This is a genomic window from Phyllobacterium brassicacearum, from assembly GCF_003010955.1.
Lineage (GTDB): Bacteria > Pseudomonadota > Alphaproteobacteria > Rhizobiales > Rhizobiaceae > Phyllobacterium > Phyllobacterium brassicacearum.
Window position 1 is genome coordinate 17,779 of the sequence record NZ_PGGO01000025.1, and the last position, 15,113, is coordinate 32,891.

The window sequence follows — 15,113 nt, forward strand, 5'->3', positions numbered from 1 at the left end:
ATCGGGTGCACTGAAAATATTGATACAGACCTTTGGTTCGCGGAGCGGTTTCGATGGATGAAAAAGCAGAGATCAGCATGGCAGAGGCTTCCCAACCCTCAGGGAATGGGCAACCAAGTGACCGGCAGGCGATCCAGGCGGAGCTCGATCGCCGCGCCGTCGGACAACGACTGACGCCGGCACAACGGCGAATCGCCCAATGTATGATAGAGCACAGCGCCGAGATCGGATTTCTGTCGAGCATGGAGCTCGCCGAACTCGCCAATGTCAGCCAGCCTTCGGTCACACGTTTCGCGATGGCGCTCGGATTCGATGGCTACCTCGAGATGCGTCGGTTTTTGCGCTCAGGTGTCGCCGGCGACGAGACTGTCCCGGAGACCGAAACAAACCGCTATCAGGCGGCGGCGCTAGCTGAGGCGACCAACCTCACGGAGCTTGCTCAGTCGCTTGCTGACGAGGCTCTGGTCGATCAGTTCGGCAAGGCGCTTGCAACGTCGCGGCCGCTGGCGGTATTGGGCCTGCGAGCATCTTCCGGGCTTGCTGCCCAGTTTTGCTATTTTGCATCGAAGGTTCATCCGGACGTCCGCCAGATTGCGGGCGGCGGCTCTTTGATCGAAGATCAACTGGAGCAGTGCCAAGCCGCCGGGGGCCGGACGCTCCTCGCATTCATGATGCCGCTTTATCCGCGGGAGACAGTGAAGGCGCTTGAGTTCGCACGCCATATTGGAATGAGCGTGGCGCTGGTGTCCGACGCGAGCTACGCCAACCACGACGCTCTCGCCAATATATTTCTGAAGGCTCGGGTCAGCTCCCGACTTGTGTTCGATTCCTATTCCGCTTCCGCCATGCTGGTTTCCGTGCTGCTGGATGCCATGTGCAACAACATGAATGGCGAGGCGCGTAAGCGCCTCGACCAGATCGACCGATCCTCCAAGAGAAGGAAGGTGTTCGTCAGCTAGCGTCTTTAGTTGTTTTTCTTCACACCACCTAATCCAACGGTCCGATCGACGACAACGAGTAGAATGACGGAGGCGACGATCAGAATCGTCGACATCGCCGCTACGAAGGGCTCGTATTCATATTGGAGGTACGCACGCAGTTGCAGCGGTAACGTCGTCCAGTCCTTGTTGGCGAGGAAAACGGAGACCGTGTAATTGTTCCACGACAGCACGAAAGTGATGATCAGCGAGGGTATGATGCTGGCCTTCAGCAGAGGCAGCGTGACACGCCACAACGCTTGACGGGGTGTTGCGCCCACGCTGAGCGCTGCTTCTTCGAGACGAACGTCGAAACCCTCCATTTGAGCCATGACATTGCGGATGGGGTAAGGGATGGTCACCACGACATGCGCCGCAACCAGGGTCCAGATATTGTTGACGATGCCGAGCATGAACAGAATCTGGAACAGTGCAAGGGCAACGATCACGGCTGGTATGAACAGCGGCGACATCAAAAGTGACGAGATCGGGGCCTTAAGTAACCCCGAGTAGCGTTGCCATCCGATTGCCGCCAGGACGCCAAAGCCGGTGCTGATTGCGGCCGTCATGATCCCAAGCAGGGTGCTCGCCCAGGCGGCATGAAGAAAGTCTGGTTTTTCAAGTATTGTGGCGTACCATTTCAAGGTGAAGCCCTGCGGCGGGAAAACCATGGCGGTCGGATTAAACGAAACTGCGATCAGGATTGCGAGGGGCGCCAACAGAAAGGCGTAGAAAAGCACTGTGCCCACATACCAAAGCGTGGTGCCAAGAAGTGTTTTTTGCATTGAATGGCCTCCTTGCCCTCAACTTGCCTGTAATACCGCGGTCGAGCGACCCGCTGAGCGAACGGCCCATTGATAGATGCCGAGCATACCCATGGTGACAATCAGCAGGATGACGCCGATTGTTGCCGCAAACGGCAGGTTGTTTGAGATCGTTGCGGTCTCATAAGCTGCGACGCTCATGAAGCGCACCCGACCGCCACCCAGCAATATCGGAACCACGAAGGATTCGACGTTGATGCCGAACGCGAGCACGCTGCCGGCAAGCACGCCTGGCAAACTCAACGGAAACGTTACGCGCCGAAAGGCCGAAAGCGGTGTGGCGCCGACTGTCATTGCGGCATGCTCGAGCTGCCGGGGGATGGACTGCAAAACACCAAAGATCGACATGACGACAAACGGTACGGCCACCTGCACCATGCCGATGATGACGGCTGTTTCATTGTAAAGCAGTTGAAGCGGTCGATCAGCAAATCCGAGGCCAACGAGCAGCTGATTGACTGGTCCGTTACGTCCGAGTACGACCATAAGGCTGAGCGTGCGCACAACGAGATTGACCCAAAGTGGCAGCATGACCAGCATTACCAGCCACGTCTGCGCCGCCGCCTCGGCCCGCGCGATGACAAATGCGCCGAGATAGCCGATGGCGACGGAAAACACTGTTGCGATCGCCGCCAACCGTATGGTTCTGAGAAGTAGATCCTGCAGGTAGTAGCTGTCGGTCAGGAAGCGGGCATAGTTGGAAACGGTCAGCTGATTTTGCACCTCACCCGTCGGCCCTGACGTCAGGAAGCTCAATATCACCACCCAAATCAGCGGAACGACGAAGAAAGCGCCTAGAATGGTGATGGCCGGCAGCATCAGGATCGTGTTTGCAGGCTTCTTCATGAGGCGGCTCCATTTCCCGGGAGTACCCTTGCCACGCAGCACAATGCCACAGTATCGCCAGGGGCGAGTCTAGGACCATCCGACTTATATTTAACCCTCAGTTGACGGTCGCCTAGTCGCACGAGGTAATCGCTCGATTGACCGAAGAACATCAGACGTTCGATCGTACCTTGCGGAGAGCCAGGCGATAGCGAAATGTCGAGCTTGTTGAGATCGATCCATTCCGGGCGGACGAAGGCCACCGCAGACTGCCCAACTTGGATGCCGTTGCCCCTGATAGGGACTGCCGTCCCGTCAGACAGCCGCAAGGTCTTGGCTTGACCATTACCTTCGATGCGCCCTTCAAAGAAACAGGCCTCCCCTACAAAGCCGGCGACATATTCAGATACCGGTTGATTGTAGATCGCGTCAGGTGTGCCGAGTTGTTCGATCACGCCTTTATTCATGACGACAACCCGATCCGAAAGGGAAAGCGCCTCTTCCTGATCGTGGGTGACGAATATGGTCGTGAGGCCCAGCGTCTGCTGCAGGGCCTTCAACTCGACCTGCATGTCTTGGCGCAGGTTCTTGTCGAGCGCGCTTAGGGGCTCATCCAGCAGCAGCACTGCGGGTTTCAGGACGATCGCGCGCGCAAGCGCAACGCGCTGTTGCTGACCTCCAGAAAGTTGTGCCGGCAACCGATCGGCCAGCGCCTCAAGTTGCACCATTCGAAGGGCTTCCATCACGCGATTGTAGAGTTCGGCTTTCTCGGTCTTTCGCAATTCCAGCCCCATTGAGACATTGCGGAACACGGTGAGATGTGGCCACAAGGCAAAGTTCTGGAAGACGAAGCCGATCTTGCGTTTCCAGACCGGATCGAGAGTCACGTTCTGGCCTGCGATGAAAATCTCTCCGCCGCTCGGCTCCTCGAGGCCTGCGATGATCCGAAGCAACGTGCTCTTTCCGCAGCCACTCGGTCCGAGAATCGACAGGAACTCGCCCTCTCGCACATCCAGGTTGACGTCTTTGAGGGCGCTGAAAGCGCCCCAGTTTTTTATGATGTTGCGGACGCCAATATGATGCATCATCGCACTCCTACCTGAGAACAAAGGGCTCGGCCATCGCTGGCCGAGCATGTTATTTTCAACGCGCGACGATTTCCTTTTCCCAGCGCTCCTTCCACGCATCCATTTGAGGCACGATTTTCTTCCAGTCGGAAATCAGCAGGGAATTGACGACATCTTCACCGTAGGGAACATCAACGCCGGTCAGGTCGAGACCCGCGCGCGCTGGCGTATATCCGAGATCGGTCGCATAGGTTTTCTGGCTGGTTTCGCTCAACACATAATTGACGAACTTCATCGCCAAGTCCTTGTTCGGACGATCCTTGACCACGTGAACGGTCGAAACAAGGCCAATCGCGCCTTCACTCGGAACAGCGAACTTAAGCGCAACTCCCTGCTTGTTGGCCCAATCGACGCGGCCACGCAGCCAACGCGCCATCACGACCTCTTCATTACGGAACAGGTCTAGTAATTGCGCATGTTGGTTGTAAAAAACAGTAATGTGCTTGCTAAGCTCCTTCATCTTGGCGAAGCCCGCATCGATTTTGTCTTCACTACCGCCATTAAGCTTCGCCATAAGGACTAACAACTCGACGTTCGCGGCATCGAAGCCAGCGGTGGTGACCGCTCCTTCATATTCGGGCTTCCAGAGATCCAGCCATGAAGTGGGCGCAGGATTGACCTGGGTCGGATTGTAGGCAATCCCATACTGCCCGAAGTTCGTCACAACGCCGTATTCAGAGAATTTGGCCCTGGGGTAGAGCGTCGAGAGATTGGTGACTATTGCGGGATCGAGCTGTTCGAAGGCGTTTTGCGCCTCGCCGCGAAAGGCCCAAGCCATATCGGCGTGAATCACATCCACTTCCTTAGCCATGGCCTTCGCCAGGCCGTCGGCACCTGATGCCGGCACGAATGTCACGGTAGCGTCGTTTTCCTTCTCAAACGTGGAGATGTTCTTCTTCAATGCATCGGTGTAGGCACCGCCAAATGCGGCTACCACAAGTTCTCTTGGCGCGGCTTGCGCCGCCATGGTCGTGGCGAGCGACAACGCGATGGCTGTCAAAATAGTCCTCATTTCATTCCCCTTTTTCGTAGCCCAGCGGGGCTGGTTTGCCATGTGGCAGTGTTAATGTATGAAAATATTTGTTGCTATTCAAGATGAAATCTTTCATTCATTCTCCATGTAAGTGATCGCTGTGTCAATGGCCATATGTTTGAAGGGCCAGAGACAGTCAGCACTAAATCGAACGGAGATTTCGAATGGCCCTGACTTTGAGCCCAGGAAAAGTACCACTGGCAGACCTTGAAAAGGTATATTGGAACGAAATGCCAGCGGTAGTCTCTGCGGATTTTCATGCTGCGATTCAGAAGTCAGCCAGACTGATCGGTGAGATCGCAGCAGGAACAACGCCAGTCTACGGAGTGAATACCGGCTTCGGAAAACTGGCGTCCGTGCGGATCGATGCGGCCGATACATCCACGTTGCAACGAAATCTCATTCTTTCACACTGCTGTGGCGTTGGGGCACCACTTCCTGAGGCAATCGTTCGCCTGATCATGACCTTGAAGCTTATTTCGCTCGGTCGCGGAGCTTCAGGTGTTCGCCTGGAGCTTGTTAAACTGATCGAGGCAATGCTCGAGAACGGTGTCATACCAGTAATCCCGGAGAAAGGTTCGGTTGGCGCATCAGGGGATCTGGCACCACTGGCACACATGGCTGCCGTTATGATGGGTGAAGGGCAAGCGATCTATAAGGGCGATCGAGTGACTGGCCGTGTAGCCCTGCATCGAGCCGGACTTTCGCCTGTGGTACTGTCGGCAAAGGAAGGGCTCGCCCTCATTAACGGAACGCAAGCGTCAACTGCATTGGCTTTGGCAGGACTTTTCCGGTCGCATCGCGCCTTGAAAGCATCGCTTGTCACTGGTGCCATGTCTGTGGATGCTGCAATGGGCTCTTCGGCCCCATTTCATCCTGATATTCACACCCTTCGCGGTCACAAAGGACAGATCGATGTCGGCGCTGCCTTGAGGTTGTTGCTTGAAAGATCGGAAATTCGAAACAGTCACCTCGAAGGTGATGAGCGTGTGCAGGATCCCTATTGCCTTCGCTGCCAGCCTCAGGTCGTCGGTGCATGCCTCGACCTCTTGCGTCAAGTCGCCAAAACGCTTGAAACCGAAGCGAATGCGGTTACCGACAACCCTCTGGTGCTTAACGACGATACGGTCGTGTCCGGTGGAAACTTTCACGCAGAACCGGTTGCATTCGCCGCGGATCAAATTGCGCTCGCAGTGTGCGAGATCGGTGCTATCGCGCAGCGGCGCATCGCCCTTCTCGTTGATCCAGCCTTGTCGTTCGGCTTACCAGCTTTCCTCGCGGCTCATCCAGGATTGAACTCTGGCTTTATGATTGCCGAAGTCACATCGGCGGCGCTTATGTCTGAAAACAAACAAATGGCTCATCCTGCTTCGGTAGACTCCACGCCAACCTCTGCCAATCAGGAGGACCATGTCTCCATGGCATGCCACGGCGCACGCAGGCTGTTAGTGATGACTGAAAACCTCTTCTCCATAATTGGAATCGAGGCTCTCTGCGCGACACAAGGCATCGAGTTCAGGTCGCCTTTAACAACGAGCTCAGAGCTTGAGAAGGTGATTTCGGCAATTCGTGAGAGGGTCGGTCCCCTTCAGGAAGATCGCTTCATGGCGCTTGACCTCGAAGTTGCAGCAGACTGTGTCCGGAGCGGTGGTCTCGTCGCCCCGATCTCAGATGGCATTCTTCCCGATACACTAGTCTGACGGGACAGAACGTGGGCAAGCGCAGACAAAACCGTACGGATCCGCCAGCTGTGCCGACGCTCGCAATGGCTTTTTTGGGCCGCACAGATCAAAAACTTGGAGGAGATCTCGTGACCCTATCGCGTTCACCTCGAACGACGATGGCTACGACACCGATCGCGTTGTCCGGGCCGCGAGGCGAACAGACCAACGGCAAGCGCCAATGGTTGCCCCTTAACATTAAATCATCGAAGGTTTGCAAGCTCGCAAACACGAGGCAGGCAAACGGCAGGCTTGCCAAGCCACTCAAGCCGCCAGGCCATGACAGAAACGCATGGATGTTGAAGACTGTTTCATCAATATATGATCGCCGGCGCCGGTCCGAAAACACACGCGTGACTTATCGCTCAGTTCCTCTGTATCGGTACGAACGAGCCCCTTGTCACACAGGCACGTGAGTACATGGCGTGTCGCACTCTCTGAAGCCCGCAAGACTACGCCGAGATCCGCTATGGATATTCCGGTCCCTTCATTGTGCGAAGGAATCCGCCGCAAAACCATCAATTTCTGCTTCGTCGCAATCCTGGTCATGGTTCGACCTCACCCTTTCTGTTCCGGAATTTACACTTCATGTCCAGCCAATTGCTCCGGCCCCTCGCTCCCTTTGCGGTGTAACGCAGCATTGGTTCCCTCAGCTTTGCTCGAGCGCATGGACGCTATGGTCCACGGCTCGTCCGAGGTGACCGCGGCGAGACTTGCGCTCATGCGCGACAGGGCATCGGTCAGTTTCTTAACGTCCGAAACGCTGCCAACTCCAATCGCTTCTTGCGCAATCGATGTGACCGCCGCCACATGCGCCGTTGCATCCGCAAACCCGAAATCAATCCTGGTGTCGCCCTCATCGTCGCTGTCATCGGACGCAGGTGCTGAGGCTGCAATCGAGAGCACAGGATAGTCATCCTGCTCATCGATCAACGGGCGTTCGGCAAAGGGATCGTCAGGGTCAATCGCGCTTCCTGAACCAGCCTCATGGCTGTCAGGCGCTTCAGCTGCCGTGAAGCCGGAAACGCCATCCGGAGCGGATGACGTCATCGCGGGCTCGATTCCGTCGACCGCTGCGCCGACTGCAATCGCCGTGCCTTGCGATGCCATGGGCCGACCTGCATGCGGCGGCTGCTCTGCCGCGGCATAGAGCCGAGCCCGCTCTTCGATCACCCCGCGCCGTGCCTGAATGATAGCCGTCCGCAGCGGCGCGATGGACGCCATGGCCCGTTTGCGTGCGCGCTTGCTCCTGACCTTGAACGTCTTGTCCTCTCCAAGAAGCGGGCCATACAAGCCAGGTTGCACACGCAAATTGTACAAAAGGTGCGCCGTTGCACCATTGTCGAGCGCTGCGACCGCATCCCGAAACACCTGGGCAAACCGATCGGCATTGCGGTAAACCGAGCGCGCAAGATCGATGATATCGGCCGCTTCATCATCCATCGTCGGCCGGTCCAGGACGGGCGCTGCAGCACCGGTATTGCCAGGAAGCGGCAACGGCTGCGGCGAAACGGGTTGAGGCGTGTCCGGATTGTCCGGCGGTGCCGGGCGCTCCTGGAACAGCGGCCACTCGGGTGTCAGCACGAGTTCAGGCTTTAGCATGCGGGCCGTATTGGCAGCGACCTGTTTGCGCCGGTCGACAAACTTTTGATCCGTGTAGAAATTGAGCTTGTTGAGGATGGCGCCGTAGGTCCCGCGGATCTGCAGGATGGTCGAATGGTCATCGAGGCGCAGGACCGCGTCCGGATCCATGAGCGGTATAAGCTCAAACCGTCCTTGCGAAGCCTGTTTGCTCATCAGCAAACCGCCTCCCTTGCCCCACCCTTCCCGTTCGACATACTGGCGGCCGAGATTGAGCGATACGATCTTGGCGGTGGTATCGTCACCAACGGCGATATTGAGCTTGATATCCATGTTGCCGAGCAGGGCGTCGCGGGTCTTCACGCCATACCGTTCGTCGATCTGCGGAATATTCTGGGCAATCAGGGCAATCGTCATGCCATAGCCGGCAACAAGCGGCGCACGCTTGATGATCTCCGGAAGCCGCTCGAACTGATAGAACTCGTCGAGCATCATCAGAATCCTGTGCGGTTCATCCTCTCCTGGAAGTGTCCGCAGCATCACGTCATGGATCTGTTGGATCAGAAGGCGAATGATGGGCTCGACCGTACCGAAATCGGAAACCGGGCTTGCGATGAACAGGGAGAAGGGATTGCGGCGCAGTTCGCGAATGTCGAAATCGCTGGAACTCGTTGCTTCGGCCATCAGCAAGTTGTTGAAAGGCGCAAGTGCTGTTGTGATGTTTCCCTCGAACGACGGCCGCTGTTCCTCGTCGCGACCGAGATGCTGCCTGAATGTATCCTGGATAAAGCCGTTCAATTCTGGCTCGTTCTGCAAGATATTGAATATAAGCGCCGAGAAGGATCCGCCTGAGGAAAACATGCGCAGCACTGAACGCAGGGTGCGGCGGCCTTCCATGGATTTCGATTCCAGCACATAGCCGAGAACACCGGCAAAAAGGCTGCGCGCCGTTTGTTTCCATATCGACGTTTCTTTCTCATCGAGCGGAATCAGGCTGGCGGAGAGATTGAGCAGGTCCGTCGATCGCTCCGGCCAGTCGCGCACGAAGTCGAGCGGGTTCCAGCGATGCGTAAACTTTGACCCCGGAGCGAAGACAAAGCATCTCTGCCCCATGGCCAGACGTGCCGGTCCCGTCTTTTCCCAATTCTCCAGCTTTACATCGAGGACGATCGCACTGCCCTGGTATTCGAGCAGATTGGTCATGACGAAACCGCGGCCCTTGCCGGATCGCGACGGACCATTGACGAAGAAGTGGCTGTCACCGCTATAACGGACTTCCGGAGCGCTGTTGCCCTTGCCAAAGGTGCCGAGCAGGATCGAATTGCCGGGTTTGCCGTCGAGCAGCCCGGCTTTCTTCAGATCGCGCAGCTCAGCCAACCGCGATCCGTCAGCAGGCGGTTTGACTGCCCAGGGCTGCTTTACAAGCAGAATGCCCGCCGCGCCGAGGGCAAAAGCCTCAACTGCAGTCGCACCGGCAGCGATCGTGGCGATGCGGCTGATACGCGCATCCGCGGCATAGGCGGCAAGCTGCTTTGCCGGCATCAGCAGATCGCCGCCAAAGAAAGCCTTCCACATAGCTGTGGATTTGAGCACGAAGAAGCTCGCAGCCGCATAATTGGCCGACCAGCCCAAACCGAGGCCCGCTGCCGCAACGACAGGACCAGCAGTGAGAAGTGCGATCTTTTCGTACTTCGTCAGCGTCATTGCGTTGCTCCACACCAGTGCGCGATCCGGCCGGACTTTGCCTCGGAACCGGGTTTCCAGACGAGTGCGACGCCTTCCTGGACAAGGATTGATCCAATGTCCGAGCCATCCTGCAGGGTGAGCCAGCCCAGAGATCGCCCGTAGCGATCCGTCTCTCCGGAATGTCTGACAGTGACAGTTTCGCCGGAGATCAGCTCGCGCAGTCGCGCCTTGGCTTCAAGACCCTTGACCAGCTCGTGTTCGCACGTCGGGTGATATGTCTCCGGCGTGTCGATGTCCTTCAGCCGGACCTTCACCGCACAGCCGCGCTTAAAACCAGTCTCTGCCTTGCACGGTAAAGCCACGGTATCGCCATCAATCACGATGATCCGATCGCCGCCAATCTTTTCAGTCAGCGGCGCATGACCACCCGCTGAAGCGGCACCGGTCAGCAATGCAGCTGCAAGCAGCGCGATCATTCCAGCGATCTTCATTGAGCGGCCTTCCACTTGTTGAAGTAGATCTCTGTGACACCGCGCCGCCCTGTCTTGGGATCGCGGGCGATCTGAATGATGACCGGGACCACAAAGCGTACGAACTCAAGCAGCTCTGCCTTGGTCAGGCCCAATCCGCCTTGCATCGTTGCCATGGCCAGGCGCTCATATGCACCAACGGGATTATCGGCGTGCAGTGTGGACATGGAGCCAGGGTGCCCGGTATTGATTGCCTGCAGAAACGAAAAGGCTTCGGCGCCGCGCACCTCGCCCATAAAAATGCGATCCGGCCGCAAGCGCAACGCCGCCTCGAGACAGTCCTGGATAGTAGACCTCGCCCTCCCCTGCCCACCCCTGGATGTCACGAGCGCGAGATGGTTCGGCTGCGGCGGCTTCAGCTCGCGTGTATCTTCGATCGACACGAGCCGTTCCCAAGCCGGAACATCCTTCAGCATGCCATTGAAAAACGTCGTCTTGCCCGAGGACGTGCCGCCCGATATCAGCATGGTAATATGGTTCTCGACGGCATACCGCAGCCAGTCGCGGCGGGCTTGCGGGGTTGGATCGCGCAACCGCTCGATCAACTCAAGATCCAGTTCCGACAACGTGTTCGGTTCAACGTGGCGAGGCCCGATGACCTTGACTCGATCAAGTCCGCCCATGGCCATATACTGATCCATGCTTATATCGGTAATGACCTGCTTGCGGATCGAGAACGCGCCACCCATGGAAGCAACGGGCGAAAGCACGGCCTGGAAGCGTTCGCCATTCGGCATTGCTGCCGACAATAGCGGCGTTTCCTCATTGACGTTCTGACTGGTATTGCCGGCAATCATCCGGGCGAGATGCACGATGGCCTTGGCATCGAGACCGGGTACGTCATGACGCTGCATCTGCGCTACACCACGCTCCTCGATCCAGATTTCGCCGGGCCGGTTGCACATGATTTCGATCACGTCTGGACTTTGCAGCCACTGCCGGATCGGCGCGGCTGCTTGCCTCATATAGGTGGACATGCCTGCCCACATCGCCTCGCTGTGGGCGTCGGGCTCGGATGGGTTTCTTGCCGCGACGTTCACTTGATGATTCCCTTCACCTTGCGATGACGCAGCTCGTAAAGGGCTTCCTTCACCGGATCCGGGTAAAGGGACGAGAAATCAAGATCACGCCGGACAAACACGATGATCTGGGTGCCCTGATCGACGTGAATGGTTGGCGGAATGCTGATCGAATCCTTCAGTGCCTGGTTGGCCATGTCGGACATCGTTTGCGAGATCGTCTGCTGTGCCTGCGTTTGACCATTGTTCGATCCCGATCCAGCATCGGAGGAACCATTGGAGTTGAGCCCGGCAATGAACGACGATACACCGCCGACAAGCGACAGCACGGCGGAAGCGCCGAAGCGCTCGAGGTAATGTTTGTCGACAATGCCACCGACACCGGAGCGGCCAAGGTCATCGGTGCCATAGGAGCCGAGCGACACGGATGTGCCGTCAGCGCGCAGCGCCCGCGTCCACACGATCAGGATCCGTGTCTGACCGCGCGACAGGCCGCTGCGGTATTCTCCGGTCAGCATGGTTCCTTTCGGTAAGAGCACCCGGCGGCCATCGAACGAATAGATATCCGAAGAGATCACAGCGCGAACCATGCCGGGCAAGTCAGACTGGATCGCCGTTTCGAGAATGCCGCGGATCATTGTCCCCTGCGGGATCAGAGCGTCTATCCGATGATTTTGTGTCGCCTTTACGAGCTCCACATCCTGTGCAGCCGTTCGGCCGAGAAAGCGGCGGTTTGCATCCTCGTTCGGCTCCATCCCGGCGGCGATCCCGCCAGCATCGTCTCCGCCAAGTGAAGCGCCTGTCGGACCGGCTGGCCCATCGACAACGATCATGTTTGACCGCAGGCGTTCGAGCCGGCGCGCTTCTTCTTCGCGTCGCAAACGTTCAGCCTCTTCTTGAGCCCGGCGCGCAGCACCATCGACCGGCACCACGGTCGGCGCCACCACAGGAACAACGGCGGGTTCGGGAACTGGTGGCGGGGGCTCGATAACAAGCCTGTTGTCAGTCGGCTCTGCCGGCACACTGAAAGACAGGTTTGGCGCTGAGCTTGCCGTGCGGAACTCCTCGTCGGAGGTCAGATCTGTTTGTGCCGCAGGCTTGAGATACGAAACATAACCGGCATAGCCGAGCGCCCCGATGGCGACCGTTAGCAACAGACAGGCTACAAGCGGATTGGAGCGCCCTGTCCGCGTGGCGGCAACCGTCTCGCCAATGCTTGCTTCCCGTTCGAAATCAATGGTCATTTTGGCGTCCCCCGAAACTTGTCCAAATGGTTCTCTTTCCCGTCAGCTTCATATTGAAGACGCAGGTGCTGACTTTGCCGCTACGCAGGGTCCATTGCCGGTTCACATTGTCGACGACGATGTAATTGCCTTCGCGGCGATAATTGACGAGGGTTTCACTGCCATCCGATTTCACGGCAAAAATGCCGGGCACTTCGCCGGTGAACTCGAAGAAAGTCTTGGTGCCGTCATCGGCGACGGACACCGGCTTGTTCTCCGGGGCACCCTTGTATCCGTAGTCGTAATTGACTTTGGCAGGGTCGGAGAGAGCCGCCCGCACGTTCGGCATCGAGGCGTTCAGTTTGGCCGCAGCCAGCAGCCGTGCATCTGCCTCGTCGTCCGGATAGGAAAACCGCAGCTTGATGACGGCGTTCCTGGAATTGCCGACCGGCGCACCCCTCATCATGAAGTTGTAGACGCGCCTCGACGTGACAACATTCATGTTGGTCACCGCATTCGGCTCCAGCGGCTTGATGAACAGGAACTTTTTTGATTGATCCGGAACCGCCTGCCAGCTCTGGCTGTCACCCATCGCAACCGTGGCAATCTGCTCGTCGTCGTTGAAGACGACCATGGTAGAAACGCCCATCATGCCCGATAGGAAAACGATGTTGTCTTTCTGATAGGTCACGGTGCGGATGCGCTCATCCGCCTTGACCGATCTGGGCGTGCTTTCCGCCAACGCCGCAACATTCCCCTGGACGAGGGCAATCAGCGCCGAACCAAGTATGAGGTTTGCCCGCAATCTCATGGCTTCACCTCTCGCACTTCCGGCGTGATCGTTTCCTGATCACGGCGGTATTCGGTCACCTGAAAGCCGAGCGGATTGTCGAAGCGCCAGTCATTGCGCATCGGTTCGGAGGTGTAACGGAACCGGACATTGGCAACCCAGTGTTCGATCACCGTCCCTTGCGCGCTCGTGCGGGTCGTCGAAAACCGTGCGGCCGCAGTCTTGTCATTGAGAAAGATGATGCTCTTGATCTGCACCGAGACGATCGTGTTCGGCCCATAGGTCTTCATCGGATTGTTCGGGTTGGATCCGGCATAAAGACCGGCGAGATCCTCTGCCGCTTTGCCGGTGGAATAAAGCGAAGACAGATCGAAATTGTCGCGCAAGCCCTTCGGATCATAGGTCTCACGCGCCCGGATGAAGCGCACGATATTGGCGCGTGTCACCGCTTCATTCTGTGTCAGGTCACCGCGAGCCCGAAGCGGCTGGCTGGCCTCGACAAAGCCGGTTGTCTTGTCGACCTCCAGCACGACCACGTCGAACTGTTTCAGCGGCAACATCAGCCAAAGCAGGCCGATAGCAGCGACTGATGTCGCTCCCATGCAAATTGCCACCGTGCGCCAGACACCGCGGGAGATGGCGACCGAGCGATAGACAGATTTTTCCCACCTCTCCCCTTCGGAATAATAACTTGGGTCGATCACGGCTGGTTCATCTGCGGTCATTATGTCCCCGCCCTCCATCCTGGTTTCCTCAATGCCTGTCATCGGCGGGCATTCCTTGCTGCGGCTTCAACCTGGGCACGCGATGCATTCGCCCCGTGAATGCTGGCGGATGATCCTCCGCCCCCGGACAAGCGCCCCTGCAAGGCCGCAACGCGGTTGCTGCCAAACCGGCCAAGACGTCTGGCCGTATCGCGAAGTCCGGTATTGCCACGCTCGAGCCGTGCCCCTCCGGCAATGCCGTGTGCCAGGTGCAGCGATTGCTTGAGCACCAGGAGCGTGACGACGCACATCAGCAGGAACGGCGCGATAACCGTCATCGCCGTATCGGCGGTCATGCCCTGAACATCATTGAGCGTAGCCTGCAACAGCAAGAGCATGACGCCGAGCTGCCCGTAAACGATGACCGGGAGCAGTGCATATTGCCCGAGCGAGCGCATCCATCCGTCGGTGATGTGTGAGGTAAAATTGAACATCGCGAAGCAAAGGATGATTGGGCCGATCGCCAGCAGCAGGAACATCGTCATCTTGCCAATCATCAGAAGCACGACTGCGACGGCAATCAGCGCCCCGACAATCGCCATGACGAAGATCGCGAGGATCATCAGGCCGACACCTGTCCAGCCACCCGCTGACGAGATGGTCTTTGACGCCTCAAGACCGGCCGTCCAGATATCGGTCAGGCCCTGGCTCATGGACGACGCACTGGAGCCGCAGGTCGTGCCGCCAGCGGCCTGACAGACCAGTGCGGCAACAGCATTCGGCGCTTCGACCAGCGGCTTGACCACCAATGGCTGATAGGTCCCCCACGAGAAGATGAACGCGTAAATGAGGATCAGTTTGCCGAACCGCCAGACGAACGCACCTGCCGTCATCTGTGCCCGGCCGAACAGCATTTCATAGCCCCACCAGACGACAAAGCAGGTCATGCCGGCCAGAAAGACAGGCTGCAGGGCCGTGGCAAGGCTATTATAGAGCGTCTGCACCATCGTCGTGCCCATGCTATCGACCTTGCCGAACAGGGCCGCGAAGATGTCATTTGAGGATCCGGCCAT

Annotated in this window: 13 protein-coding genes; 2 read left to right on the plus strand and 11 right to left on the minus strand. The window is 57.7% G+C overall.

Features of this window, described 5'->3' with window-relative positions; translation table 11 throughout:
* Positions 1–53 precede the first annotated feature (53 nt).
* Entirely contained in the window at positions 54–959 is a 906-nt protein-coding gene (locus CU102_RS23925; RefSeq protein WP_208113880.1) for a MurR/RpiR family transcriptional regulator, read from the plus strand.
* A 5-nt stretch (positions 960–964) separates the two neighbouring features.
* Here the strand turns inward: CU102_RS23925 and CU102_RS23930 are convergent, their stop codons facing one another.
* Genes CU102_RS23930 through CU102_RS23945 form a run of 4 tightly spaced genes read right to left on the minus strand, consistent with a single transcriptional unit; the run spans position 965 to position 4,720 of the window.
* On the minus strand, positions 965–1,762 hold the full coding sequence (locus tag CU102_RS23930) for an ABC transporter permease (protein WP_106713594.1): 798 nt from the start codon (positions 1,760–1,762) through the stop codon (positions 965–967).
* An 18-nt stretch (positions 1,763–1,780) separates the two neighbouring features.
* Entirely contained in the window at positions 1,781–2,647 is an 867-nt protein-coding gene (locus tag CU102_RS23935; protein WP_106713595.1) for an ABC transporter permease, read from the minus strand.
* On the minus strand, positions 2,644–3,714 hold the full coding sequence (locus tag CU102_RS23940) for an ABC transporter ATP-binding protein (RefSeq protein ID WP_166648546.1): 1,071 nt from the start codon (positions 3,712–3,714) through the stop codon (positions 2,644–2,646). The genes CU102_RS23935 and CU102_RS23940 overlap by 4 nt, the downstream gene beginning before the upstream one ends.
* Positions 3,715–3,769: 55 nt before the next feature.
* Entirely contained in the window at positions 3,770–4,720 is a 951-nt protein-coding gene (locus CU102_RS23945; RefSeq protein ID WP_166648547.1) for an ABC transporter substrate-binding protein, read from the minus strand.
* Positions 4,721–4,950: 230 nt separating this feature from the next.
* Between CU102_RS23945 and hutH the strand changes: the two genes are divergently transcribed.
* Positions 4,951–6,486: a histidine ammonia-lyase gene (hutH, locus tag CU102_RS23950; protein ID WP_106713598.1), complete on the plus strand. Its 1,536-nt coding sequence runs from the start codon at positions 4,951–4,953 to the stop codon at positions 6,484–6,486.
* A 600-nt stretch (positions 6,487–7,086) separates the two neighbouring features.
* Here the strand turns inward: hutH and CU102_RS23955 are convergent.
* Genes CU102_RS23955 through CU102_RS23985 form a run of 7 tightly spaced genes read right to left on the minus strand, consistent with a single transcriptional unit; the run spans position 7,087 to position 15,113 of the window.
* Positions 7,087–9,792: a type IV secretory system conjugative DNA transfer family protein gene (locus tag CU102_RS23955; RefSeq protein ID WP_245425506.1), complete on the minus strand. Its 2,706-nt coding sequence runs from the start codon at positions 9,790–9,792 to the stop codon at positions 7,087–7,089.
* A complete protein-coding gene (locus CU102_RS29490; RefSeq protein ID WP_245425507.1) occupies positions 9,789–10,265 on the minus strand; it encodes a thermonuclease family protein in 477 nt (158 codons plus the stop codon). The genes CU102_RS23955 and CU102_RS29490 overlap by 4 nt, the downstream gene beginning before the upstream one ends.
* On the minus strand, positions 10,262–11,344 hold the full coding sequence (gene virB11, locus CU102_RS23965; RefSeq protein ID WP_245425508.1) for a P-type DNA transfer ATPase VirB11: 1,083 nt from the start codon (positions 11,342–11,344) through the stop codon (positions 10,262–10,264). Before virB11 ends, CU102_RS29490 begins: the two co-directional genes overlap by 4 nt.
* A complete protein-coding gene (gene virB10, locus CU102_RS23970; protein WP_106713599.1) occupies positions 11,341–12,567 on the minus strand; it encodes a type IV secretion system protein VirB10 in 1,227 nt (408 codons plus the stop codon). Before virB10 ends, virB11 begins: the two co-directional genes overlap by 4 nt.
* Complete coding sequence (virB9, locus tag CU102_RS23975; protein WP_106713600.1) at positions 12,557–13,357, minus strand: P-type conjugative transfer protein VirB9; 801 nt, start codon at positions 13,355–13,357, stop codon at positions 12,557–12,559. The genes virB10 and virB9 overlap by 11 nt, the downstream gene beginning before the upstream one ends.
* Positions 13,354–14,103 carry a VirB8 family type IV secretion system protein gene (locus CU102_RS23980; RefSeq protein WP_425351596.1) on the minus strand — a complete coding sequence of 250 codons (750 nt, stop codon included), beginning with the start codon at positions 14,101–14,103 and terminating at the stop codon, positions 13,354–13,356. The genes virB9 and CU102_RS23980 overlap by 4 nt, the downstream gene beginning before the upstream one ends.
* The gene (locus CU102_RS23985) at positions 14,100–15,113 is read right to left on the minus strand and encodes a TrbL/VirB6 family protein (protein ID WP_166648548.1); all 1,014 of its coding nucleotides are present in this window, start codon (positions 15,111–15,113) and stop codon (positions 14,100–14,102) included. The genes CU102_RS23980 and CU102_RS23985 overlap by 4 nt, the downstream gene beginning before the upstream one ends.

What these genes read in the sequence shown, in the direction of transcription:
- CU102_RS23925 (WP_208113880.1), top strand. Translation starts at nt 54, where the DNA reads ATGGATGAAAAAGCAGAGATCAGCATGGCAGAGGCTTCCCAACCCTCA.
- CU102_RS23930 (WP_106713594.1), bottom strand. Translation starts at nt 1,762, where the DNA reads ATGCAAAAAACACTTCTTGGCACCACGCTTTGGTATGTGGGCACAGTG.
- CU102_RS23935 (WP_106713595.1), bottom strand. Translation starts at nt 2,647, where the DNA reads ATGAAGAAGCCTGCAAACACGATCCTGATGCTGCCGGCCATCACCATT.
- CU102_RS23940 (WP_166648546.1), bottom strand. Translation starts at nt 3,714, where the DNA reads ATGATGCATCATATTGGCGTCCGCAACATCATAAAAAACTGGGGCGCT.
- CU102_RS23945 (WP_166648547.1), bottom strand. Translation starts at nt 4,720, where the DNA reads ATGGCGGCGCAAGCCGCGCCAAGAGAACTTGTGGTAGCCGCATTTGGC.
- hutH (WP_106713598.1), top strand. Translation starts at nt 4,951, where the DNA reads ATGGCCCTGACTTTGAGCCCAGGAAAAGTACCACTGGCAGACCTTGAA.
- CU102_RS23955 (WP_245425506.1), bottom strand. Translation starts at nt 9,792, where the DNA reads ATGACGCTGACGAAGTACGAAAAGATCGCACTTCTCACTGCTGGTCCT.
- CU102_RS29490 (WP_245425507.1), bottom strand. Translation starts at nt 10,265, where the DNA reads ATGAAGATCGCTGGAATGATCGCGCTGCTTGCAGCTGCATTGCTGACC.
- virB10 (WP_106713599.1), bottom strand. Translation starts at nt 12,567, where the DNA reads ATGACCATTGATTTCGAACGGGAAGCAAGCATTGGCGAGACGGTTGCC.
- virB9 (WP_106713600.1), bottom strand. Translation starts at nt 13,357, where the DNA reads ATGAGATTGCGGGCAAACCTCATACTTGGTTCGGCGCTGATTGCCCTC.
- CU102_RS23980 (WP_425351596.1), bottom strand. Translation starts at nt 14,103, where the DNA reads ATGACAGGCATTGAGGAAACCAGGATGGAGGGCGGGGACATAATGACC.
- CU102_RS23985 (WP_166648548.1), bottom strand. Translation starts at nt 15,113, where the DNA reads ATGGCCGGATCCTCAAATGACATCTTCGCGGCCCTGTTCGGCAAGGTC.